At 73.7% G+C, this 22001-nt stretch carries 21 protein-coding genes and 2 tRNA genes; 13 read left to right on the top strand and 10 right to left on the bottom strand.

Annotated elements, in window-relative coordinates; translation table 11 throughout:
• Positions 1-47 precede the first annotated feature (47 nt).
• Entirely contained in the window at positions 48-1055 is a 1008-nt protein-coding gene (locus AB0D28_RS22515; protein ID WP_357388610.1) for a sugar phosphate isomerase/epimerase family protein, read from the top strand.
• A 145-nt stretch (positions 1056-1200) separates the two neighbouring features.
• Here the strand turns inward: AB0D28_RS22515 and AB0D28_RS22510 are convergent, their stop codons facing one another.
• Positions 1201-2385, bottom strand: coding sequence for an ROK family transcriptional regulator (locus AB0D28_RS22510; protein WP_357388608.1), 1185 nt, complete (start codon positions 2383-2385; stop codon positions 1201-1203).
• 96 nt (positions 2386-2481) lie between these two features.
• Entirely contained in the window at positions 2482-2874 is a 393-nt protein-coding gene (locus AB0D28_RS22505) for a hypothetical protein (RefSeq protein WP_357388606.1), read from the bottom strand.
• Positions 2875-3144: 270 nt separating this feature from the next.
• Here AB0D28_RS22505 and AB0D28_RS22500 point away from each other — a divergent pair.
• The 4 genes from AB0D28_RS22500 (at position 3145) to AB0D28_RS22485 (ending at position 6957) form a co-directional block, all read left to right on the top strand.
• Positions 3145-3217, top strand: a tRNA-Asn gene (locus AB0D28_RS22500).
• A gap of 176 nt (positions 3218-3393) precedes the next feature.
• Positions 3394-5529 carry an MMPL family transporter gene (locus AB0D28_RS22495; protein ID WP_357388604.1) on the top strand — a complete coding sequence of 712 codons (2136 nt, stop codon included), beginning with the start codon at positions 3394-3396 and terminating at the stop codon, positions 5527-5529.
• Positions 5522-6757 carry an NAD(P)/FAD-dependent oxidoreductase gene (locus AB0D28_RS22490; RefSeq protein ID WP_357388602.1) on the top strand — a complete coding sequence of 412 codons (1236 nt, stop codon included), beginning with the start codon at positions 5522-5524 and terminating at the stop codon, positions 6755-6757. The genes AB0D28_RS22495 and AB0D28_RS22490 overlap by 8 nt, the downstream gene beginning before the upstream one ends.
• A 123-nt stretch (positions 6758-6880) precedes the next feature.
• A tRNA-Ile gene (locus tag AB0D28_RS22485) sits at positions 6881-6957 on the top strand.
• A 24-nt stretch (positions 6958-6981) separates the two neighbouring features.
• Here AB0D28_RS22485 and AB0D28_RS22480 read toward each other — a convergent pair.
• Complete coding sequence (locus tag AB0D28_RS22480; protein WP_357388600.1) at positions 6982-7356, bottom strand: hypothetical protein; 375 nt, start codon at positions 7354-7356, stop codon at positions 6982-6984.
• A gap of 568 nt (positions 7357-7924) precedes the next feature.
• Between AB0D28_RS22480 and AB0D28_RS22475 the strand changes: the two genes are divergently transcribed.
• On the top strand, positions 7925-8764 hold the full coding sequence (locus tag AB0D28_RS22475) for an alpha/beta fold hydrolase (RefSeq protein WP_357388598.1): 840 nt from the start codon (positions 7925-7927) through the stop codon (positions 8762-8764).
• Between the two features lie 99 nt (positions 8765-8863).
• Positions 8864-9664, top strand: coding sequence for a helix-turn-helix domain-containing protein (locus AB0D28_RS22470; RefSeq protein WP_357388596.1), 801 nt, complete (start codon positions 8864-8866; stop codon positions 9662-9664).
• Between the two features lie 472 nt (positions 9665-10136).
• Here AB0D28_RS22470 and AB0D28_RS22465 read toward each other — a convergent pair whose 3' ends face one another.
• Entirely contained in the window at positions 10137-10928 is a 792-nt protein-coding gene (locus tag AB0D28_RS22465) for an AAC(3) family N-acetyltransferase (protein WP_357388595.1), read from the bottom strand.
• A gap of 178 nt (positions 10929-11106) precedes the next feature.
• Here AB0D28_RS22465 and AB0D28_RS22460 point away from each other — a divergent pair, with 178 nt between their 5' ends.
• Positions 11107-11694 carry a GNAT family N-acetyltransferase gene (locus AB0D28_RS22460; protein ID WP_357388593.1) on the top strand — a complete coding sequence of 196 codons (588 nt, stop codon included), beginning with the start codon at positions 11107-11109 and terminating at the stop codon, positions 11692-11694.
• A gap of 33 nt (positions 11695-11727) precedes the next feature.
• Here the strand turns inward: AB0D28_RS22460 and AB0D28_RS22455 are convergent, their stop codons facing one another.
• Positions 11728-12195, bottom strand: a complete 468-nt coding sequence (locus AB0D28_RS22455) for an SRPBCC family protein (RefSeq protein WP_357388591.1) — start codon at positions 12193-12195, stop codon at positions 11728-11730.
• Between the two features lie 52 nt (positions 12196-12247).
• On the opposite strand from AB0D28_RS22455, the gene AB0D28_RS22450 reads away from it, so the two are divergent.
• Positions 12248-13018 (top strand): GNAT family N-acetyltransferase, encoded by a 771-nt coding sequence (locus AB0D28_RS22450; protein ID WP_357388589.1) that lies wholly within the window; start codon positions 12248-12250, stop codon positions 13016-13018.
• A gap of 38 nt (positions 13019-13056) precedes the next feature.
• Here the strand turns inward: AB0D28_RS22450 and AB0D28_RS22445 are convergent, their stop codons facing one another.
• Positions 13057-13740: a hypothetical protein gene (locus tag AB0D28_RS22445; RefSeq protein WP_357388672.1), complete on the bottom strand. Its 684-nt coding sequence runs from the start codon at positions 13738-13740 to the stop codon at positions 13057-13059.
• Between the two features lie 59 nt (positions 13741-13799).
• Between AB0D28_RS22445 and AB0D28_RS22440 the strand changes: the two genes are divergently transcribed.
• The gene (locus AB0D28_RS22440; protein ID WP_357388587.1) at positions 13800-16943 is read left to right on the top strand and encodes a BTAD domain-containing putative transcriptional regulator; all 3144 of its coding nucleotides are present in this window, start codon (positions 13800-13802) and stop codon (positions 16941-16943) included.
• A gap of 33 nt (positions 16944-16976) precedes the next feature.
• Here the strand turns inward: AB0D28_RS22440 and AB0D28_RS22435 are convergent, their stop codons facing one another.
• Both AB0D28_RS22435 and AB0D28_RS22430 read right to left on the bottom strand, forming a co-directional pair.
• Entirely contained in the window at positions 16977-17801 is an 825-nt protein-coding gene (locus AB0D28_RS22435; protein ID WP_357388585.1) for an ABC transporter permease, read from the bottom strand.
• Positions 17798-18754 (bottom strand): ATP-binding cassette domain-containing protein, encoded by a 957-nt coding sequence (locus AB0D28_RS22430; RefSeq protein WP_357388583.1) that lies wholly within the window; start codon positions 18752-18754, stop codon positions 17798-17800. Before AB0D28_RS22430 ends, AB0D28_RS22435 begins: the two co-directional genes overlap by 4 nt.
• Positions 18755-18878: 124 nt before the next feature.
• Between AB0D28_RS22430 and AB0D28_RS22425 the strand changes: the two genes are divergently transcribed.
• Positions 18879-19262: a hypothetical protein gene (locus tag AB0D28_RS22425; RefSeq protein WP_357388581.1), complete on the top strand. Its 384-nt coding sequence runs from the start codon at positions 18879-18881 to the stop codon at positions 19260-19262.
• A 47-nt stretch (positions 19263-19309) separates the two neighbouring features.
• Positions 19310-19867, top strand: a complete 558-nt coding sequence (locus tag AB0D28_RS22420; protein WP_357388579.1) for a Uma2 family endonuclease — start codon at positions 19310-19312, stop codon at positions 19865-19867.
• A gap of 21 nt (positions 19868-19888) precedes the next feature.
• Here AB0D28_RS22420 and AB0D28_RS22415 read toward each other — a convergent pair whose 3' ends face one another.
• Entirely contained in the window at positions 19889-20410 is a 522-nt protein-coding gene (locus AB0D28_RS22415; protein WP_357388577.1) for an SRPBCC family protein, read from the bottom strand.
• A gap of 3 nt (positions 20411-20413) precedes the next feature.
• Positions 20414-20722: a metalloregulator ArsR/SmtB family transcription factor gene (locus AB0D28_RS22410; protein ID WP_357388575.1), complete on the bottom strand. Its 309-nt coding sequence runs from the start codon at positions 20720-20722 to the stop codon at positions 20414-20416.
• 87 nt (positions 20723-20809) lie between these two features.
• Between AB0D28_RS22410 and AB0D28_RS22405 the strand changes: the two genes are divergently transcribed.
• Positions 20810-21739 (top strand): LLM class F420-dependent oxidoreductase, encoded by a 930-nt coding sequence (locus AB0D28_RS22405; protein WP_357388573.1) that lies wholly within the window; start codon positions 20810-20812, stop codon positions 21737-21739.
• Positions 21740-22001 lie beyond the last annotated feature (262 nt).

Below are 22001 nucleotides of genomic sequence, written 5' to 3'. Positions count from 1 at the left end.
GCCCCGGTCCGCGACGGAATCCCCCATCACCGCAGGGGAGAAGGACAATGGCGCGACCCATCACGCTCTTCACCGGCCAGTGGGCCGATCTGCCGTTCGACGAGGTCTGCCGGCTCGCCGCCGAGTGGGGCTACGACGGGCTGGAGATCGCCTGCTGGGGCGACCACTTCGAGGTGGACAAGGCACTCGCCGACGACTCGTACGTGGAGCGCAAACGGGACACCCTCGCCAGGCACAACCTCCAGGTGTTCGCCGTCTCCAACCACCTGGTCGGGCAGGCGGTCTGCGACCACCCGATCGACGAGCGGCACCAGGACATCCTCCCGGCCCGGATCTGGGGCGACGGCGAGCCGGAGGGGGTGCGGCAGCGGGCCGCCGAGGAGATCAAGGACACCGCGCGGGCGGCGGCGAAGCTCGGCGTACGCACCGTCGTCGGCTTCACCGGTTCGTCCATCTGGCACACCGTGGCGATGTTCCCGCCGGTGCCACCAGCCATGATCGAGCGCGGCTACCAGGACTTCGCCGACAGGTGGAACCCGATCCTTGACGTCTTCGACGAGGTGGGCGTGCGGTTCGCGCACGAGGTGCACCCCAGCGAGATCGCGTACGACTACTGGACCACGAAGCGCACGCTGGAGGCGATCGGGCACCGGGAGGCGTTCGGGCTGAACTGGGATCCGTCGCACTTCGTCTGGCAGGAGCTGGACCCGGTGAACTTCATCTTCGACTTCGCCGACCGGATCTACCACGTCGACTGCAAGGACGCGAAGGTCCGTACCGGGGACGGGCGGCGCGGACGGCTCTCCTCCCACCTGCCCTGGGCCGACATGCGGCGCGGCTGGGACTTCGTCTCCACCGGCCACGGCGACGTGCCGTGGGAGGACTGCTTCCGGGCGCTGAACGCGATCGGCTACGACGGCCCGATCTCGGTCGAGTGGGAGGACGCCGGCATGGACCGCCTGGTCGGCGCGCCGGAGGCATTCCAGTTCGTCCGCCGCCTGGCCTTCGACGCCCCGTCCGCGGCCTTCGACGCCGCCTTCACCAGCCGCGACTGACCCACCCCACCCACCCTCCCGCCCCGCCCTCCGTCCTCTCGCGCCCGCGATCTTGCAGTTGCGGCCCTCCCGAAACGGGAATAAGCGGCATCACAGGGGCCGCAACTGCAAGATCGGCGGGGCGAAGAGGGTGGGGTGGGGTGGGTCAGCGGGCGGTGTAGGTGTGGTTGCTGGCCAGGTGGGCTGCGCCGAGCAGGCCGGCGGTGTCGCCGAGGTCGGACAGGACGATCGGCATGCTGCCGGTGGCCAGCGGTGTGGAGCGCCGGTAGACCACGCTCCGGATCTCCGCGAGCAGGACCGGCCCGGTCCCGGCCGGCGCCCCGCCGATGATGACGATGGCCGGGTTGACGAAGCTGACCAGCCCGACCAGCACCCGGCCGAGCCGGCGCGCGGCGTCGCGGACGAGTGTCTGTGCCGCCGCGTCGCCCTCGGTGGCCGCCGACGCCACGTCGGCCACCGACAGCGTCCCGGCCGCCGCGAGCCGGTCCGCCAGCGCCGTCGAGCGCCCCGCCCGCGCGGCCGTCACCGCCTCCCGCACCAGTGCGGCATCCCCGCAGTACGCCTCGACGCACCCGTTGTTGCCGCAGCCGCAGAGCGGCCCGTCCTCGGTGAGCTGGAGATGGCCGATGTCGCCGGCCCCGCTGGCCGCGCCCCGGTAGAGCGACCCGGCGAGCACCAGCCCGCAGCCGACCGCCTCACCCAGCTTGACGTAGAGGAAGTCGTCGAACGGGCGGCCGGTGCCGGCGTGCCGTTCGCCGAGGGCCATCGCGTTGGCGTCGTTGTCCACCTGCACCGGGCAGCCCAGCTCGGCGGCGAGCGTGTCGCGTACCGGGAAGCGGTGCCAGCCGGGCAGGGCCGGCGCGGACACCGGCGTGCCGTCGCGGACCTCGACCGGCGCGGGCAGCGCGACGCCGACGCCGGTGAGTGACGTCAGTCCCGCCTCGACGCGAAGCTTGCCGAGCAGTTCGGCGACGCGCCCGACCACCACGTCCGGGCCGAGCCGCACGTCCACCGGTTCGTCGTGCCGGGCGAGCGGGTTCAGTTCGCCGTCGGTGAGCGCGACCCGCAGGACGCCGCCGCCGACGAGTACCGCGCCGAACCGGACCTGCGCGCCGACGCGCAGCAGCGACGAGCGGCGTCCGCCTCGCGACGCGGCCGGTCCGGCGCCCTCCACCAGGCCGAGCGCGGTCAGCCGCTCCACCTCGGCGGCGAACCGGGCCCGGGGCAGGCCGAGCAGGTCGGCCAGCTCGACCCGGGAGCGTGGACCGTCGTCGCGCAGCAGGCGCAGCAGCCGCGCCTGATCCACCGTCTCCGGTCCGACCATCGGCATGCCGCCACCTCCCCACCGAGAATGTGCCACACCCGGGCCCAGGCGCACGGAAGCGGGCCGGTCACCCGGAGGTGACCGGCCCGCTGTCCGCTGTTGTCAGAGCGTGTTGCCGGTGCTGGACGGCTTGGTGCTCGTGCCGGTCGTGCTGGTCGAGCCGGACGTGCTGGTCGAGGCCGTGCCGTTGGCGCTGCGGCTGCCGACCGAGGCCGGCGTGCCGGCGAACGGCTTGTCGGCGTCGGTCATGCCCGGCTTGCCGCCGTTGCCGGTGGCGAGCTTCTCACCGATCTTGGTCTGTCCCAGCTTGTCCTTGCCCTCCGAGTAGAGCCGGTTCGCCTGGGCCTGCGCGACCCCGGCCGCCTCCTGGACGGTCGGGTGGTCGAGCACCTTGCGCCCGCGGACCACCAGCTCCTCGTACTTCTCCCGGCCGGCACGGGCGCCCAGGACGAATCCCGCAGCCAGCCCGCCAAGAAACATGATCTTTCCGCGCATGGCGGCTCCTTCCGTACCTGACGCTCTCGCCGGTTTCCCGCCAGCTCGGCGGAACGACCGTCTCGCGCCTGCGTTCTCTGTCGACGGCTAACTACCCATCCTGCTCTCCGCTCATGCCTCCCTGTGCCGAGATGACGATTTGTCCGGAATCCTGGCGCGTCCGCCCGGTCGGGTCCTCCTCCGGTAACCCCCTGGCGTACCACCCCCCGATGTCCTGTACTCTTGTCCCCGTCGCACGGAGCGGAGAGATCCGCACCGAGCGGTGCACGGTCCCCTGTAGCTCAATTGGCAGAGCAGCCGGCTGTTAACCGGCAGGTTATTGGTTCGAGTCCAATCGGGGGAGCTTCGCTCCACGTCACGCCCGTCGGCATCGCCGACGGGCGTTCGTCGTTCCGGTGGCCCCGGCGATGCCCGGCTGCCCGGTTTCCGCCCCCGAGTCCTCGTTCGCCCGGCAGGATGTTCAGCGTCGACTTAGACTCCCGCTGCGTCGATTGATGCGTCGATTCGAGGACGGTGGAGATGGCCGCAGGACGCAGTCGCTGGACCGCGACGCTGATCGCGGTGGCGGTGGTGCTCGGGTGGCTGATCGTCGGCGGCATCGCCGGCCCCTACTCCGGCAAGCTCGGCGAGGTCTCCACAAACGACAACGCCTCCTTCCTGCCGGCCGACGCCGAGGCCACCCGGGCGCAGGACCTGGCCGGCGGATTCGTCGACCGCGAGACCACCCCGGCACTCGTGGTCTACGAACGACCCGGCGGCCTCACCCCGGCCGACCAGCAGCGCATCCAGGCCGATGCGGACCGCTTCGCCGAGGTGCCCGGCGTGGTCGGCCCGCTGCCGCCACCGGTCGTCAGCCAGGACAAGCAGGCCGCCCAGGTGATCGTGCCGATCGACAGCGCCGAGGGCGAACAGATCCGGTCCGTGGTGCAACGCCTGCGCGACATCGCCGGCCCGGACCGCGACGGGCTCACCGTCGACGTGGCCGGACCCGCCGGGCTGCTCGGCGACCTGATCGAGGTGTTCAGCGCGATCGACGGGCCGCTGCTGCTCGTCACGCTGACAGTGGTGCTTGTCATCCTGCTCGTCGTCTACCGCAGCCCGGTCCTCTGGATCTTCCCGCTGCTGGCCGCCGGGATGTCGTACTCGCTCGCCGCCGTCTTCGTCTACCTGCTCGCCGACCACGACATCGTCAAGCTCAACGGGCAGGCGCAGGGCATCCTCACCGTGCTCGTCTTCGGCGCCGGCACCGACTACGCGCTGCTGCTCATCGCCCGCTACCGGGAGGAACTGCACCGGTACGAGCGGCCCTGGGACGCGATGCGGGCCGCCTGGAAGGGCGCCGCCCCGGCCGTCATCGCCTCCGGCGCCACAGTCATCGTCAGCCTGCTCTGCCTGCTGCTGTCCAGCCTCAACTCCAACCGGGCGCTCGGCCCGGTCAGCGCCGTCGGCATCGCCGCCACGCTGCTGGTGATGCTCACGTTCCTGCCCGCGCTGCTCGTCCTCGGCGGCCGGTGGGCGTTCTGGCCCCGGCGACCCCGCTACGACCAGGCCGACCCGCGCACCGAGCACGGCATCTGGGGGCGGATCGCCGGGTTCGTGGCGCGCCGCGCGCGTACCGTCTGGGCCGTCACCGCCGTGGTGCTCGCCGCCCTCGCGATCGGGGTGACCCAGCTCGGCGCCACCACGCTCGGCCAGTCCCAGCTGTTCACCCAGCGCACCGACTCGGTGGCCGGGCAGGAGGTCATCGACAGGCACTTCCCGGCCGGCACCGGCAGCCCCGCCCTCATCTTCACCACCCAGGCCACCGCCCGGCAGGTCGCCCAGGTGGCGCAGGGCGTACCGGGAGTCGCCTCGGTGCTGCCGCTCGGCGAGCGGGGCGAGAACGCGCCGCCCGACCCGAACGCGCCCCCCAAGGTGGTCGACGGCCGGGTGCAGCTCGACGTCACGCTCGCCGACCCGCCGGACAGCAACGGCGCCGAACGCACCATCCGCGACCTGCGCGAGGCGGTGCACCGGGTACCCGGCGCCGACGCCGTGGTCGGCGGCTTCACCGCGATCAACGTGGACACCGCCGACGCCTCGGTACGCGACCGCGACGTCATCATCCCGGTGGTGCTGCTGGTCATCGCGGTCATCCTGGCCCTGCTGCTGCGCGCCCTGGTCGCCCCGGTGCTGCTGATCGCCACAGTGGTGCTGTCGTTCCTGGCCACGCTCGGCCTGTGCGCGCTGCTGTTCCGGTACGTCTTCGACTTCCCCGGCGTCGACCAGTCGTTCCCGCTGTTCGCGTTCGTGTTCCTGGTCGCGCTCGGCATCGACTACAACATCTTCCTGATGAGCCGGGTCCGCGAGGAGTCGGTGCGCCGGGGCACCCGAGCCGGTGTGCTCGCCGGGCTGGCAGTCACCGGCGGCGTCATCACCTCCGCCGGCATCGTGCTCGCCGCCACGTTCTCCGCGCTCGCCGTGCTGCCGCTCGTGGTGCTCGTCGAGCTGGGCGTGGCGGTGGCCGTCGGCGTACTGCTGGACACCATCGTGGTCCGCTCGCTGCTGGTGCCCGCGCTCGCGTACGACATCGGGCCGAAGGTCTGGTGGCCGGGCCGGTTGTCGCGGTCGCACCGTGAGGGCGACCGCGCCGGGGCGGGGGTGGACCGTGCCTGACACGGACGTGGTGGTCGTCGGCGGCGGCCTGGCCGGTCTCGCCGCCGCCCGGCGGCTGCACCGCGCCGGTGTGCCGTGGCGGCTGCTGGAGGCGGGCGACCGGCTCGGCGGGCGGGTCGCCACCGACCGCGTCGACGGGTTCCTGCTGGACCGGGGCTTCCAGGTGCTCAACACCGCGTACCCGCGGCTCGGCGGCCTGGTCGACCTCGACGCGCTCGACCTGGGCTGGTTCACCTCCGGGGTGCTGGTGCGTCGCGGCGACCGGCTGGAACGCCTGGCCAACCCGTTGCGCGAACCCAGCGGCGCGCCCGGCACGCTCACCGCCGGAATCGGGTCGCTGACCGACAGGTTGCGGTTCGCCGCGCTCGCCGCCGGCTACGCGACGGTGCCGGTCGGGCGGCTGCTCGGCACGCCCGAGACCACCGCCGAGAAGGCGCTGCGCCGGGCCGGGCTCTCCGACGCGATCATCGAGGAACTGCTCCGGCCGTTCCTGTCCGGCGTGCTGCTCGACCGTGAGCTGGCCACCTCCAGCCACGTCCTCGCGGTCGTCATGCGCTCCTTCGCCCGGGGGAGGATCGGCCTCCCGGCGGACGGGATGCAGGCGCTGCCCAGGGCGCTCGCCGCGCCGCTGCCCGCCGAACTGATCGAGCTGAACACCCCGGTCACCCAGGTCGGCCCCGGCCGGGTCCGCACCCCGTCCGGCGAGATCACCGCCCGCGCCGTCGTGGTCGCCGTCGACCCGCCGGCGGCGGCCACGCTGCTGCCAGGTCTTCCTCGGGTACGCATGCACGCCTACACCACCTACTACCACAGCACCGGCACGGCGCCCCTGGACGAGCCGATCCTGCTGCTCGACGGCGACCGGCGCGAAATGATCGCCAACACGGTGGTGGTGAGCCGGGCCGCGCCCACGTACGCGCCGGACGGCCGGCACCTCATCGCCACCTCGGTGGTCGGCCCGCAGGCCCCGCCCGAACCGGTGATCCGGCGCGAACTGGACCGCCTCTACGGCCGCTCCACCGCCGACTGGACCCACCTCACCACAGTCGCCGTGCCGGACGCGCTCCCCGCCGCCCCGCCACCGCAGGGCCGGCTGCGCAAGCCGGTCGCGCTCGGCGACGGCCAGTACGTGGCCGGGGACCACCGCGACAGCCCGTCCATCCAGGGCGCGCTCGCCAGCGGATGGCGTACGGCCGGTGCCGTGGTGGCCGACCTGCGGGGCGCGTGACGCGTTGGTGGGCGGGTTGCGCGTTGTTATCCTCGCGTTGCCCATCGTGCTGTCGCGGCAGACTTCCGCCCGGTGGGTGGTGGTCCGGGCAACGATCGGCGGGTTACGATCCGGCGCGGTCACGGGGCGGTAGCTCAGCCGGTTAGAGCAGGGGACTCATAATCCCTCGGTCGCGGGTTCGAACCCCGCCCGCCCCACCACCCGAAACCTCCTGCTCAGCCGAGCTACCAGTACCTGCCGCAGATCGGCTCGAGCTTGTCGACCGCAGCCTCCAGGGCAGCCGTGTCGCTCGCTACCTTCACGAGCCCTTCCACCTGGGTCGGCTTGATCGAGCGGATCTCGGCGGCCTTCCGGCCTGCGGCCATCATGAGCGGCGCGAATTTGCTCCGCAGCGTGCGGTCCGCCTGCTCGCCGGCCACCCGGTTCGTCACCACCTCGAGGTTGCGCAACCGGTCGAGCGCTTCCGCCCGAGCGTTGACGATCTCGGCCTCCACTGTCGAGGCGGCGGCGACCCCGGCCAGGGTGATCAGGCCGGCGATGGCCTTCTCCAACGGGCCCTTGAGGGCGGTGCAGGCCGCCTTGTTGCTGGCGGTGGCCACTTGAGTGGCCTTCCTGGTCGTGGGCGGCGCCGCAGGGGCCGTCGAGGACCTGGAGGTCCCCGCAGTCCGTGGGGTCTCCGAGGGCCGGGGGGTCGACGAGGGCTCGGGTGCGAGGCTCGGTGTCGCAGTCGGCGCCGCGGGCGTCGCGAGGGGGAACTCCGTGGATGTGCTCGCCGCCACGGTGGGCGTGCTCGGCATCTCGTCGGCGCTGCCACACGCCGAAGCGGTGAGCAGCATCGCGGCGACCGCCACGCAGAGCCCGAGCCGTCGTACCGTCACGTCTTATTCCTGTCTCTCGATCTTGCGGAAGCGCGACGATACATGGCGGACGCAGTGCCGACCATGGGCCGGCTGGACCGGGCGCCGGTCGGCAGGACCTCGGCGATCCCAGGGCTCTGTCCCGAGCCACGCCTCGCCAGAGACCGGCCGGGGCGGATGAGCCTCGGCGACCCGCTGTGACGGCGCGTTGTCCGGATGAATGATCGCGCCGGGCCAGGTCGACGGGCCGGCGACCGACTCAGACATTTGTCCAAGACGAGCACCCGATGCCCCGCGCACCATCGCCTACATGACCCAGCACGACGTCGAGCACCCGCACGGCATACATGTCGTCCACGACGGCCCGCGGCAGGCGCCGCCGCTGGTACTCATCCACGGCTCGGGTGCCGCGAGCGCCTCCTGGGGCCTGATGGTCCCGGCACTGGCCGCCCACCATCACGTCATTCGGGTCGACCTCCCGGGGTGCGGCCGGTCCGCGCCCGCGCCGTCGTACGACGTGGTCGCCCAGGCGAACCGGGTGGCAGCGGTCCTCGACGACCTCGGCGTTCGCCGGGCGGCGGTGGCCGGACATTCCAGCGGCGGCTACGTCGGGACCGCGCTCGCCGAACAGCGCCCCGACCTGGTGGCGTCGCTCGCCCTGATCAGCACCGGTCCGAGCCTTGACGTGCTCCTTCCGCAGCCGGTCGTCCTCCGCGTACTGCTGGGGCCGCTGCTCGGTCCGCTCATCTGGTCGATCCGGCCGGACGGGTGGATCCGCAGGGGCATCGGTGCGACGGCCGCTCGCCCGGTGGACATCCGGGACGAGATGGTGGCCGAGGTACGCGGCCTCACCTACCGCACGATGAGGACGGTTCTCCGCCACAACGCCGAGTACATCGCCGAGCGCGGCGTGCCCGAGCGGATCGCCGCGCTCGAAGTGCCGGTGCTGGTGATCTTCGGCGCTGCCGACCCGCGCTGGGATCCGGCGTCGGTGCACCGGTACGACGCGGTGCCGAACGCGCGGGTCGAGCTGCTGCCCGGCGTCGGGCACATGTCCGTCCTCGAAGCGCCCGCGACCACCGGCGAACTGCTGCTGGACTTCGCGGCGGCGAGTAGCGGCGGCACCCCGCCCGTCACCCCTCAGGCATAGGCTGGTCACGTGCCGTCAAGTGGGCCCTCATCCGACTGGGCGTGGTCGGACGTGGACGTCGCGGTCCCGCGCCAGTCATGTCGGCTGCCGGGGATCAGCATGGCCGGGTTCCGCCGACGTGCGGGCGTGCCGTGGGAGATCGCGATGGTGGCGCATCCAGCCGTCACCCTGTTGCTCGACCTGGGCAAGGGCGACTACACCGTCTACGACGCCCACGGCCGGGACCATCGCGGCAGCGTCGCCGTCGGGCTGCTTCCCGGCGGGTTCCGGGCAGCCGGCCGATCGCGGGTCGACTGCCTCCAGATTCGGCTGGAGCCCGCCGTGGCGGCCACCGTTCTCCACGCGTCGGCCGAGCTCACCGGGGTGGTCGTGCCGCTTGAGGAGATCTGGGGCCGCGACGCCGGGCGAGCCGAGGACAGGCTGCGCGCCGCCACGTCCTGGGACGAGCGGTTCGCGATCGTGGCGGAGATCCTCGGCCGGCGGCCCGCACTCCGCAGGATCGATCCCGAGGTCGCCCACGCATGGCGGCGGACGCTGACCAGCCGAGGGCGCCTGCGGGTCGACGGCCTGGCGGACGAGGTGGGCTGGAGCCGTAAGCGTCTGTGGTCCCGCTTCCGGTCCCAGCTCGGCATCACACCCAAACGCGCCGCCCGGCTGGTGCGGTTCGACCACGCCGCCCACCTGCTCGCGGCCGACCGCACCCCGGCCGGCGTCGCCGCCGAGAGCGGGTACGCCGACCAGTCCCACCTCCACCGCGACGTCACCGCGATCACCGGGCTCACGCCCACGGCCGTGGCCGCCGCTCCGTGGCTCGCCATCGACCACGTCGCATGGCCGGCTTCGCCGTTGACCCGCCATCTGTGCCCGGGTGGCCGAGAAACCACTGACCCCGCAACTTGACCATCAGCTTCGGCGATCGGGGCTCGCAGGAGCACACGGTGTTCTCCGGCTCGTGTGCCCAGTCGAACGGGGGTGGCGTGTCGGGATCGATGACGAAGTTGCCCGGGTACGCCGCGGAGCACTCGGCACACCGGGCTGACAGCTCCATCATCGTGGTGAACGGGCTGCCGTGTTCGGACGGCAGGCACGGCATGAGGTAGCCGTTCATCTCCGTGACGAGGGCCGGCCACTGGGGACGGCAGCGGCACGCCGGCTTCCTGCTCCGGAACAGTCTGATCACGTACGCTCCCACGTCCTGCTGGTGAGCCGGGGAGTCTAGCGGCCCACCGTAACCCCTTCGCCCCGTCCCGTCCGAGCGTCCACCCGTTATCGATCTTGGAGTTGTGGCACCTCGCAAACGCCACTAGCGGGACATCCGAGGCACCATAAGTCCAAGATCGACGGAGCGGGCGCGGCGGGCGCGGCGGGCGGGTCAGGGTGTGCGGTTCGCGGCCATCCAGGCGGTTGCGAAGTCGACCAGTGCGCGCTGGCGCATCAGCCGGGCCGGCGCGCTGCCGACCCGGCCGGTCGTCGCGTCGCCTGTCGCCTCGAAGTCGGCGCCCAGCCGGTCGAAGTCGTCCTCGTCGGTGACGACGTCGGTCCAGGTGGTCCACCGGCTCGTGCCGTCCGGCATGCGTACCGCCGAGCCCGTCACCGCCCGCGGCGGCGACGCCTGGCGCCACTCCGCCAGGTGCAGCGAGGTGTTCGAGCTGTGGTCGCAGCCGAGTAGCAGCACCGTGCCGTCGAGCCGGTACACCGCGCCCAGCGGTGAGTGCTCGCCCAGCGCGTCGTCGAGGCGGTGTCCGTCCACGATGTCGGCGGCGTGCGCGCCGAGCGCGGCGAAGGACACCTGCGGGTGGTCGCTGCGCCGGGCGCCCGGCCAGGTGCGTACCGTCTCGGCGACGGCGCCCATCCACCGGCTCGGCGTGCACGACGGGTCGAAGCCGGGCCTCTGCTCGCGGATGACCGGCCACCACGCCTCTGGTACGGGCGGATGCCGCCACTGCGCCGGGTCCGTGTTCTCCGGTGTGTGCGTCGGCACGACCAGGGTGCCGCCCGACCCGAGCGCGTCGAGGAGCGCCCGCACCACCGCCTCGGTGCCGCCGGCGACGAACCCGAGACTCCGGAACGACGAGTGCAGCAGCAGGACGTCACCTGGGGCGACGCCGAGCGCGCGCAGGTCGTACGCGAGGGAGCTGACGGTGTGCGGCGCGGCCTGGTCCACGCGGCGCAGTGTAGGCGGCCGGTGACGGTGCCGGTGGATCGTTTCTCCGGTTCCGGGATAGCTGCGGTGCCGTCCGGCGTCTGTTGCCGGTGAACGAGGAGACGAGAGTGACGCAGCAGGCCCGCCCACGCTCACGCGGGCGGGTGGTAAGCCGACGGTCCGTAGTGGAAGGTGAGGCATGCGCTTTCCCCTGTCGACACCGCCCGCCGTCCCCGCCGGCAGCCTCGCCGCAGGCCCGCAACCGACGCTGCCCGCCGATGATGGCCTGATCCTGCGCCCGTGGGAGCCGGCCGACGCGCCCGCTGTCCTGGCCGCGTACCAGGATCCAGAGATCCGCCGCTGGCACACCCGCCGGCCCGCGTCGGAGGAGCAGGTGCTCGACTGGTTCGCCCACCTCCACCGGGCCTGGCAGCAGGAGGCGGGCGCGGGCTGGGCGGTGACGCGCGGCGGCGGCGAGGTGGTGGGCCGCATCGCCATGGGCGGCGTCGACCTCGCCGACGGCGTGGCCGCGTGCGCGTACTGGGTGGTCCCGGCCGCCAGGGGCGCGGGCGTGGCTTCGCGGGCGCTGCGGGCGCTGAGCGCGTGGGCGCTCGCCGAGGGCCGGCTGCACCGGCTCTGGCTGGACCACTCCACCCACAACCTCGCGTCGTGCCGCGTCGCGGTCAAGGCCGGGTTCCGGCTGGAGGGCACCACCCGCAGCGCCGCCGTCCACGACGACGGGCGGCACGACATGCATCTGCACGCCCGGGTCCGCGGCGACGACTGACGGGCCACGACCGCCCGGCCGCCTCCGTCGTGGTCAGGCGCCTGGTTCGAGGTACGCGGCCAGGTGCGCCAGCGAGGACGCGATGCCCTCCTCGTGGGCCGTCTGGTCGATACCCGGCGGCACGCCGGTCGCGGTGACAGTCACCTCGGTGCCGCCGCCCGCCGCGCCGAGGTGCCAGGTCATGGTCATGGTGCCCGCGTACGCCGGGTCGTCGGCCTGGAACACGGCGGTCTGCACCACCCGCCGCCCCGGTACGAGTTCGGCGAACCCGACGTCGACCACGTCGGTGGCGTCCGACGTCTTGCCGGGGGCGCCGGCCGGGTCGAGGTAGGTGAGCACCATCCGGAACCCGCCGCCCGGGCGCGGATCCCAGTGTTCGATGCGTCCGCGCATCCCGTCCGGCGGCAGCCACGCCTCCAGGGCGGCCCGGTCGACGAGCGCGTCGTACACCGCCGCCCGGCTCGCGGCGATCGTCCGTCCACCCCGATCGACCCTGCCCACCCCCCAACCCTAGGCCCAGGCCCCACGGCAGGGGGACGGTACGCTCCCGCGAATGCCGGTAGGACCGCACCGCGACGCCCCGGAAGACTCGCTGCTGCTCGGTGACGACGACACCGAGCTGGCCCGGATGCGGCTGCGGGACGACGACGGCACGCCTGTCGCGGCCGAGGTCCGGCCACTGCCCGGGGCACCGCTCGCCGGGCTCGTCGCGCAGGTGCGGCGTGACCTCGCCGGGCACCGGCTGGAGACACCCGACGACGCACTGGCCGCCGCGCTGATCGCCGACGGCCTGCGCCTGGAGCGGGCCGCCACGGACATGCGGCACGCCCTGGCCGACGTACCCGAGCCGGTGGTGCTGCCGGACGGCTGGTCGCTCGGCGCCCCCGGCTGGGACGACGACCTCGCCGAAGGGCTGGACGCCGCGTACGGCCCGGACCACCCGGACGGCCGCTGGCAGCCCGGCGACACCGAGGAGGTACGGGCCATGTTCGACACCGGCGAGCCGGTGCCGCCGCTGGTGCCCGCCTCGGCCCGGCTGATCGACCCGGACGGCCGCAGCGCCGGGCACGTGCTGTGTGCCGGGCCGGTGCCGTGGACCGACGACGACTGCGTCTGGATCCTCAACCTGGGCGTCGCGCCCCGCGCGCAGCGCCGGGGGTTCGGCCGCGCGCTGCTCGTGCACGCGTTGCGCGGCGCACGCGAGGCAGGGCTGCCGTCGGTCGGCCTGTCGGTGGTCGACGGCAACCCGGCCCGCCGCATGTACGACGCGGCCGGCTTCCGCATCCTCACCCGGGTGCTCACGGTCCGGATCCCCGACGCGTAGCCCGCCGGCCGTCGACGCGCTCCCGCGGCGGTGAACCCTCAGGCGCCGGTGAGCAGAAGGCGGTGCTCGGACCAGAGCCAGCGCAGGTAGTCGCGCAGCCGTTCCGGGCTGGCGATCCAACCCTCGCCGGGATAGCGGAGCAGCCGGCTGACCTCGCCGGCCACCAGGTCGTACCCGGCCGCGCCGGTCTCCGGCACCGGGGCGTCCGGTGCGACAGCCACGGGCAGCGGGACGATCGGGATCCGCAGGCCGGCGTCGTCGCAGGCCCGCAGCACGGTGAGGTAGACCCGGACCAGGTGGTACGGCGAGACGACGAGCGCGACGCTGCCGATGCCCAGCGCCCGTACCCGCTCCACGATCCACACGGCCTGCCGGCCGGTGCCGGTGACCGGCTCGGCCTGGAGCACCACCCCGTCGACCCGGCGCAGGCCCAGTCCCCGCAGCCGGTCCAGCGTCAGCGGGTGGTAGGTCCGCTCGGCCGGATCGGTGTTCGCCACCAGCAGGTGCCGCACTGCCGGGCCGGTCTCCCAGGCGCGGATCGCGTCGGTGAGACGCCAGTCCTCGCCCTGGCCGGTGGGCACCACGAGCGCGTCCACCCGCTCGGCGGCGCGGTGGGGGAGCGTGAGGACCATCGTGACCGCCTCCAGCACCGCCAGGAGCCGGTCGGCGGGGACGTCCGCGAACGCCTCGGCCGGTACGAGCCGGGGCAGCGGGCGGGACACACTCGTCACGCCCGCGATCTTGCCAGCATCGGGTCTGCGGGGAATGAGAGAGTGGCACGGTGCAGGTGGGGATCCTCGGGCCGCTTGAGGTCCGCGACGGCGATCGGCCGGTCGGCGTCGCCGGGGCGCGGCTGCGGGCGCTGCTGATCCGTCTCGCCCTCGACCCAGGCCGGCCGGTGAGCGTGTCCGCGCTGGCCGAGGCGCTCTGGGGTGACGAGCCGCCGACCGACACCGCGAACGCGGTGCAGACGCTGGTGTCGCGGCTGCGCCGGGCGGTGCCCGGGCTCGGCGTACGCAGCGGCCCGGCCGGCTACCGGCTGGATCTCGACCCGGACGACGTGGACGCCGGGCGGTTCGAACGGCTGACCCGGCAGGGGCGGGCGGCGCTTCGCGACGGGGACCCGGCGACGGCGCGTACGACGTTGGGCGACGCGCTCGCGCTGTGGCGGGGGCCGGCGCTGGCCGAGGTCGCCGACGTCCCGTACGCGGCGGCGGCCGTGGCGCGGCTGGCGGAACTGCGGCTCACCGCGCAGGAGGACCGGATCGAGGCGGAACTGCGTACCGGGCGGCCGGAGCTGCTGGTCGCCGAGCTGGAGGAGCTGACCGCCGCGCATCCGTTGCGGGAACGGCTGGCCGAACTGCACCTGCGGACTCTCGCCGCCGCCGGGCGGCCCGCCGAGGCGCTGGGCGCGTACGAGCGGATCCGGCAGCGGCTCGCCGACGAGCTGGGCGTCGACCCGTCGCCGCAGTTGCGGGCCGCGCACCTGGAGCTGCTGCGCGGCGAGGCGGCCCTGCCGCGGCCGGCGCCCGTGGCGCGGCGGGGCAACCTGCGGGCCGCGCTCACCACGTTCGTCGGGCGCGACGAGGACCTGCGCCGGCTCACCGGGCTGCTCGCCGGCAACCGGCTGGTCACCCTGCTCGGGCCGGGTGGAGCGGGCAAGACGCGGCTGGCCAGCGTGGCGGCGGGCGAGCTGGCGGACGGCGTACCCGGCGGGGCCTGGCTGGTCGAGCTGGCGCCGATCACCGACCCGGCGGACGTGCCACGGGCCGTGCTCGACACGCTCGGCCGGCGGGACCGGACGCTGGAACCGGCACGCCAGCCGGCCCGCGACACGCTCGGCCGCCTGGTGGAGACGATCGCCGCCGACGAGACGCTGATCGTGCTGGACAACTGCGAACACGTCGTCGAGGCCGCCGCCCGGCTCGCCGAGGAACTGCTCGGGCACTGCCCGGGACTGCGCGTGCTGGCCACCTCGCGGGAGCCGCTGGGCATCGTCGGTGAGGCGCTGGACCCCGTACCCCCGTTGCGGCTGCCACCGGCGGACGCGGCGCCGGGCGACGCGCTCGCGTACCCGTCGGTGCAGTTGCTGCGCGACCGGGCCGCAGCGGTGCGGGCCGGGTTCGGGGTGACCGGCGACAACGTGGCGGACGTGGTGGAGATCTGCCGGCGGCTCGACGGCCTGCCGCTGGCCATCGAACTCGCCGCGGCGCGGCTGCGGACGCTGTCGCCGCGGCAGGTCGCGGCCGGTCTGGACGACCGATTCCGGCTGCTGACCGGCGGCAGCCGCACCGCGCTGCCCCGGCACCGCACGCTGCGGGCGGTGGTGGACTGGAGCTGGGGGCTGCTCACCGACGACGAGCGCCGGCTCGCCGAACGGCTCGCCGTCTTCCCGGCGTCGGTCACCGCCGACTCGGCGGCCGGCGTCGCCGGCCCGGCCGCCGCCGCGCTGCTCGACGCGCTCGTCGACAAGTCGCTGCTCCAGGTGGTCGGCGACGGGCGGTTCCGGATGCTGGAGACCATCCGGGAGTACGGGCTGGAACGGCTCGCCGCCGCCGGGGCGACGGCCGGGGCGCGCGCCGCCCACGCGGCGTACTTCCGGGACCTGGTCCGGACCGCGGAGCCGCACCTGCGCACCGCCGGTCAACTGCCGTGGCTGCGCCTGCTGGAGGCGGAACGGGAGAACATCGTCGGCGCGCTGCACTACGCCTGCGACGCCGGTGACGCCGACACCGCGCTGCGGATCGGTGCGGGGCTCGCGTTGCCGCTGGTGATCTGGGGCGACACCGGCGGCATCGGCGGCGACGTGCTGGCCCGCGCGCTGGCGCTGCCCGGCCCGGCGCCGGCGGAGGAGCGGGCGGTGGTGCTCGCCATCCGCATCGGCGCGGAGCTGGCGAACGGGGAGCGGGGGCCGTCGCCGGAGCAGATCGCGGAGCTGACGGCGGCGCTGCGGGCGGCGGAGGGGACCGGGCACCCGATCGTGGGGCTGCTGGCGCCGATGTTGTCGATCTTCGGCGAGGACACAGCGGCCGGGATCGCCGCGATCGACCGGGCGCGGGGGCACCCCGATCCGTGGACCGACGGCACGCTGCTGGCGATCCGCGGCAAGTTCAAGGAGAACGACGGCGACGCCGAGGGCACGCTGCGCGACCTGACCGACGCCGCCGGGGAGCTGCGCGCGGTCGGTGAGCGGATGAGCCTGTCGCACGTGCTCAGCGAGTACGCGGACGCGCTCACCAAACGCGGCGACTTCGCGGCGGCGACCGAGGCTCTGGAGGAGTCGGTGCGGCTGGCCCGGGAACTCAACCCGGCCTCGGAGCCGGGCTTCCAGTTGATCTGGCTCGCGGCCATCCGCGCCCGCGCCGGCGACGTGACCGGCGCCAAGGCCGAACTGCGCCGGTTCGTGACCGGCCGGGACGGGCGGGACGCGGCGTTCGGGCTGATGATGCTCGGCAGCATCGCCCGCTCCGACGGCTCGCTGGACGAGGCGCGGGAGTGCCTCGCCGAGGCGACGCGCCACCAGGCGGAGACGCCGCTTCCCGCCCCGCAGTTCCACGCCCTGCTGCTGACCGAGACGAGTCACCTGGCGCTGGCCCGCGGTGACCTGCCGGGGGCACGCCGGTGCCTCGACGAGGCGACCACGCGCAGCCTCGCCGCCCGGGACATGCCGGTGGTCGCGATCATCGCGGTCGGCTGGGCGGCGTTGTCCTCGGCGGAGGGCCGGTACGAGCGGGCGGCCGAGCTGCTCGGCGTATCCGACTCGCTGCGCGGCCGGCCGGACCGGTCCAACCCGGACGCGCAGCGGCTCACCGAGCGGCTGCGCGCCGAGCTGGGCGAGGACGGATACGCCGCCGCGTACGCCCGGGGCAGCGGCCGGAGCCGGGCCGACGCCCTCACGTTCGTGGGCGGCGACCCGGCTCGGTGATCGTGCGGCCCGGTCCGGGCCGGTGCGGTCTGCTCAGGCGCGGCGGCGGTAGGCGCGGACGGCGAGCGGCGCGAACACCGCGATGATCGCCACGGTCCAGAGCAGCGTCCGGCTCACCGGCCCGGCCACCGGACCACCGATCATCAGGCCCCGGGTCGCCTCCATTACGTCGGCCACCGGGTTGACCCCGACCCACCACTGCAACCAGCCGGGCAGCGTGTCCGTCGGCACCATCATGTTGGTGCCGAAGGTCAGCGGGAACAGCAGCAGGAAGGCGGTGCCCTGCACGGCGCCCGGGCTGCGCATCACCACGCCGAGCAGCACACCGATCCAACTGACCGCGAACGCGAACCCGATGGTCAGCAGGCAGGCGGCGAGCGCGGACAGCGGATCGGTGCCGACCCGGAAGCCGAGCGCGTACCCGAAGCCCAGCAGCACCACGATGGAGACCACGAACCGGACCAGGTCGCCGACCACCGAGCCGACGAGCGGCGCGGACCGGGCGATGGGCAGGCTGCGGAACCTGTCGAAGACGCCCTTCTCGACGTCGGTGTTGAGGCTGACGCCGGTCGCGATGGACGCGAACAGCACGGTCTGCACCATGATCGCGGGAAGCAGGAGCTGGAGGTACTCGTGCTGTGAGCCGGCGACCGCGCCGCCGAGCAGGTAGACGAAGATCAGCACGAAGACGATCGGCTGGAGCGTGACGTCCAGCAGTTGCTCCGGGGTGCGTACCGTCTTGACCAGGCTGCGGCCGGCCAGCGCCAGACTGTGCCGGAACAGCCCGAACGGGCGGCCGGCGACGTGGGCGGTGCCGGTCCGGGACGGCGTCGCCGCCGCGCGGGTCGTCGTGGTCATGCCGCCACCTCCGTGGACTCCTCGGCACCGTGGCCGGTCAACGTGAAGAACACCTCGTCGAGGCTGGGCAGCCGCAGCGCCAGCTCCGCCACCCCGATGCCGGACTCGTCGAGACGGCGCACCACAGTCGGGAACGTGGCGTCGCTGTCCACCGGCACGGTGAGCAGGCCCGGCCGGGGCAGCTCGGGATCGGCCCCGGTGCTGACGCGCAGGATCTCGGCGACAGCGCCGATCCGGCCCGGATCGGTCGGCCGGACCACGATCGTCTGACTGCCGGCGATCCGCTTCAGCTCGCCGGGCGTGCCGTGCGCGATCACCCGCCCGTGGTCGATCACCGAGATCTCGTCGGCGAGCGCGTCGGCCTCGTCCAGGTACTGCGTGGTGAGCAGCACCGTCGACCCGTCGTCGACGAGCGAACGGACCACGCCCCACATCTCCTCCCGCTTCGCCGGGTCCAGGCCGGTCGTCGGCTCGTCCAGGTAGATCACCTCCGGCCGGCCGACCAGGCTCGCGGCCAGGTCCAGGCGACGGCGCATGCCACCGGAGTACGTCTTGGCCGGTCGCCCGGCCGCGTCGGTCAGGCCGAACCAGGCGAGCAGTTCCGCCGCCCGCGCCCGTGCCTCGCGGCGGCTCAGGTCGAGCAGGCGGCCGATCAGCGCCAGGTTCTGGGTGCCGGTCAGGTCCTCGTCGACCGAGGCGTACTGGCCGGTCAGCCCGATCAGCCGGCGTACCCGGGCGGCGTCGGTGACCACGTCGTGGCCGCCGACGGTGGCGCGTCCCCCGTCCGGGCGCAGCAGTGTGGCGAGGATCCGTACCGCAGTGGTCTTGCCGGCGCCGTTGGGCCCCAGCACCCCCAGCACGGTTCCCCGGCGTGCGGCGAGGTCGATCCCGGCCAGCGCGGTGGTCGTACCGAACCGCTTGACCAGGCCCTCCGCTTCGAATGCGTAACTCATGACGCCGACGATGACCGGGGCCGCTGGCACCCGGCGCACACGCCGCGCACACGGCCGTGTGCGCTGCCGGAATCGAGTACGCGTGCTCATTCGCGCGGGCCGCCGACCGGGCAGGATCGGAGGCGTGACAAGGAGACGTACGCTGCTCGGCGGTCTGTTCCTGGCGCTCGCCACGGCCGGTGCCTGGGCGGCTTGGCTGAGCTGGGAATCAGGCTGGACCACGGACCCGGAGACGGGCGACATGAGCGGGCCGTACGCGGTCTGGCAGGTCGCCGCCGCGGTGCTGACCCTGTGCGCGCTGGCCGCTGTCGGCGGCTGGTGGCTGAACGTCTGGCTGGTGGGGACGGTGATGACAGTGGCGTTCACCGTCCCGTGGGCGGTGCACGCCGCCTCGACAGACGACACCGGCCTGTGGGCGGTCGGTGCGGCGCTGGTGGCCATCGGCACCACCATCGGCACGACGCTGGTCGGCGGCGCCGCCGGGTGGCTGCGCCGCCGGACCGCGTGACGGGCTGGATGCCGCGGTGATGCCGGCTGCTGCCATAGGATGGCGTCATGAGCGCTGAGGCAGTCGGCATGCACATGCCCGCCGTCGTGACGCTCGACGACGTCGCGAAGATGAACGCCGTCGACCCGAACGGTCACCGCTACGAGACCAGCCCCGAGGGGGTTCTGTCGGTCATGCCGCCGCCCGACTCGGAGCACGCCATCATCGCGAGCCGGATCTTCGCCTGGCTGATCATGGCGGGCTGGCCTGCCGAGCAGGTGCTCCAGGCCGTCGGCGTTCGGGTGCCCGGGCCCAGCGGTGACGGTGGCCGGATTCCCGACATCACGGTGTGGCGGAAGCCGCCCGCCCGTCGAGTCTGGTCGGCCGTGGCCGACCTCGTGCTGGTGGTCGAGATCGTCTCGCCCGGCTCGGAGACCATGGACTCGGCGACCAAGGCCCGGGAGTACGCCTCGGCCGGCATCCCGCGTTACTGGGTCGTGGAGCGGGACGGCGCGCAGACCGTCACGCTCCACGAGCTCACCGGCGACGGCCGGTACGCCGAGCACGCCCGGATGCCGCTCGCGTGGCTGCTGCAGACCGCCCCCGCCGACCACCTCGACGGGTAGGACGAGCCGCGCGGGAGTGCGTCAGTCGCGGTCCAGGCGTTCGGCGTACGCGTCGCGCAGCTCCGCCCAGCCGAAGTCCTTCGCCTCCGCGCCCCGGATCGGGCCGACCGGGTCACCGTCGAGCAGATGGGCGGCGACGTCCAGGCACAGATGCCAGCCGGCGGCCATCGACGGGGCCAGGTCGGGCCGGGCGACCCGGTGCCGCAACGTCAGCGTGGTGCCGTCGCCTGTCGCGGTCAGCTCCCAGCGGAGCAGGTCGTCGCCCCAGGTGTACTCCAGCAGGTTCGGCCGGTCCGCGCGCAGCACCCGGGCCGGCGCCGGGTGGGTCTGCTCGCCGTCGACGGTGCTGAGCACGGCGTCGCCGGTGCGGCCCAGGCCGCGGTCGGCCAGGAACGGCGCCCACCCGGCAAGTTGCTCCGGGTCGGTGAGCGCGGCCCACACCTTCTCCGGCGGGTGCCGCAGGGCGCGGACGAAGATCAGTTCGTTTTCGGGGGTCAGCGCCACCCGGGCGAGCGGGCCGGGACGGAACGAGTCGCGGTCCATCTGTCACTCCTGACTGTCGAGATGGCTTTCCAGGGCGTCGAGATGCGCGGTCCACATCGACCGGTACGGCCCGAGCCAGTCGTCCACTGCCCGCAGCGGCGCCACGTCGACCCGGTAGATCCGCCGCTGCGCGGCCGTGCGGCAGGTGACCAGGCCGGCGTCGCGGAGCACGCGCAGGTGCTTGGAGACCGCCGGCTGGCTCATGCCCAGCGCGTCCACCAGCTCGCCGACGCTGCTCTCCGCCCGGCGCAGCCGGTCCAGGATGCGGCGCCGGGCGGGCTCGGCCAGCACGGCGAAGGCGTCGACGGTCACGACTTCAATATGCCGCATCCGTTATATGCCCGGCAAGGAATCAAAGGTGGCGCTGCCCCGCGCCGGCCGGCTCCCTATGCTCGGGGGATGGAACTGCGGATCTTCACCGAGCCCCAGCAGGGCGCCACATACGACCAGCTCCTCGCCGTGGCCCGCCGCGCGGAGGAGACCGGCTTCGCCGCGTTCTTCCGCTCCGACCACTACCTGAAGATGGGTTCGGTGAGCGGTGATCCCGGCCCGACCGACGCCTGGACGACGCTCGCCGGCCTGGCCCGCGACACCACCCGGATCCGGCTCGGCACGCTGATGACAGCCGCCACGTTCCGGCTGCCCGGCCCGCTGGCGATCACCGTGGCGCAGGTCGACCAGATGAGCGGCGGCCGGGTCGAGCTGGGCATCGGCACCGGCTGGTACGCCGAGGAGCACACCGCGTACGGCATCCCGTTCCCGCCGCTGGGGGAGCGGTTCGACCGGCTGGAGGAACAGCTCGCGGTCATCACCGGGCTCTGGTCCACCCCGGACGGCGCCACGTTCGACTTCCCCGGCACGTACTACCCGGTCAGCGACTCGCCCGCGCTGCCCAAGCCGGTGCAGCGCCCCCGCCCGCCGATCCTGCTCGGCGGCATGGGACCGAAGCGCACGCCCCGCCTGGCCGCCCGGTACGCCGACGAGTTCAACCTGCCGTTCGTCTCGGTCGAGGACACCGTCACGCAGTTCGGGCGGGTACGCGACGCCTGCGCCGCGATCGACCGGGACCCGTCGACGATGATCTGGTCGAACGCGCTCGTGCTCTGCTGCGGCCGGAACGAGGCCGAGGTGAAGCGTCGCGCCGAGGCGATCGGGCGCGACCCGGCGGAGCTGCGCGCGAACGGCGCCGCCGGCACGCCCGCCGAGGTGGTCGAGACGCTCAGCCGGTACGCCGAGGCGGGCAGCTCGCGCGCCTACCTCCAGGTGCTGGACCTGACCGACCTGGACCACCTGGAGCTGGTGGCCGCCGAGGTCATGCCCCAGCTCTGACCCGGCCCCTGCCCGCCCCCCGTCCCGCCTCCCGGTTCCCGTCGAGATCTTGGTACCAAACGGCCCCCATAGGGGCCCTTTCATGCCAAGATCTCCATCTATCCCACCTTGCGGAACAACAATCTCGCTTTACGGGAGGCGCTCCCGCGCGACTCCCACAAACCCCGCGATCTTGCGGTTGCGGCCCTTTCGGTGCCGGATTTACGGCTCTTGTCGGGGCAGCAACTGCATGATCAACGGTGTGGGCGCCAGAACTCCAAGA

The organism is Micromonospora sp. NPDC048169, from assembly GCF_040652815.1.
Classification (GTDB): domain Bacteria; phylum Actinomycetota; class Actinomycetes; order Mycobacteriales; family Micromonosporaceae; genus Micromonospora.
Note: the sequence above shows the minus strand (reverse complement) of the source record. Positions and strands in the feature narration are given on the sequence as shown.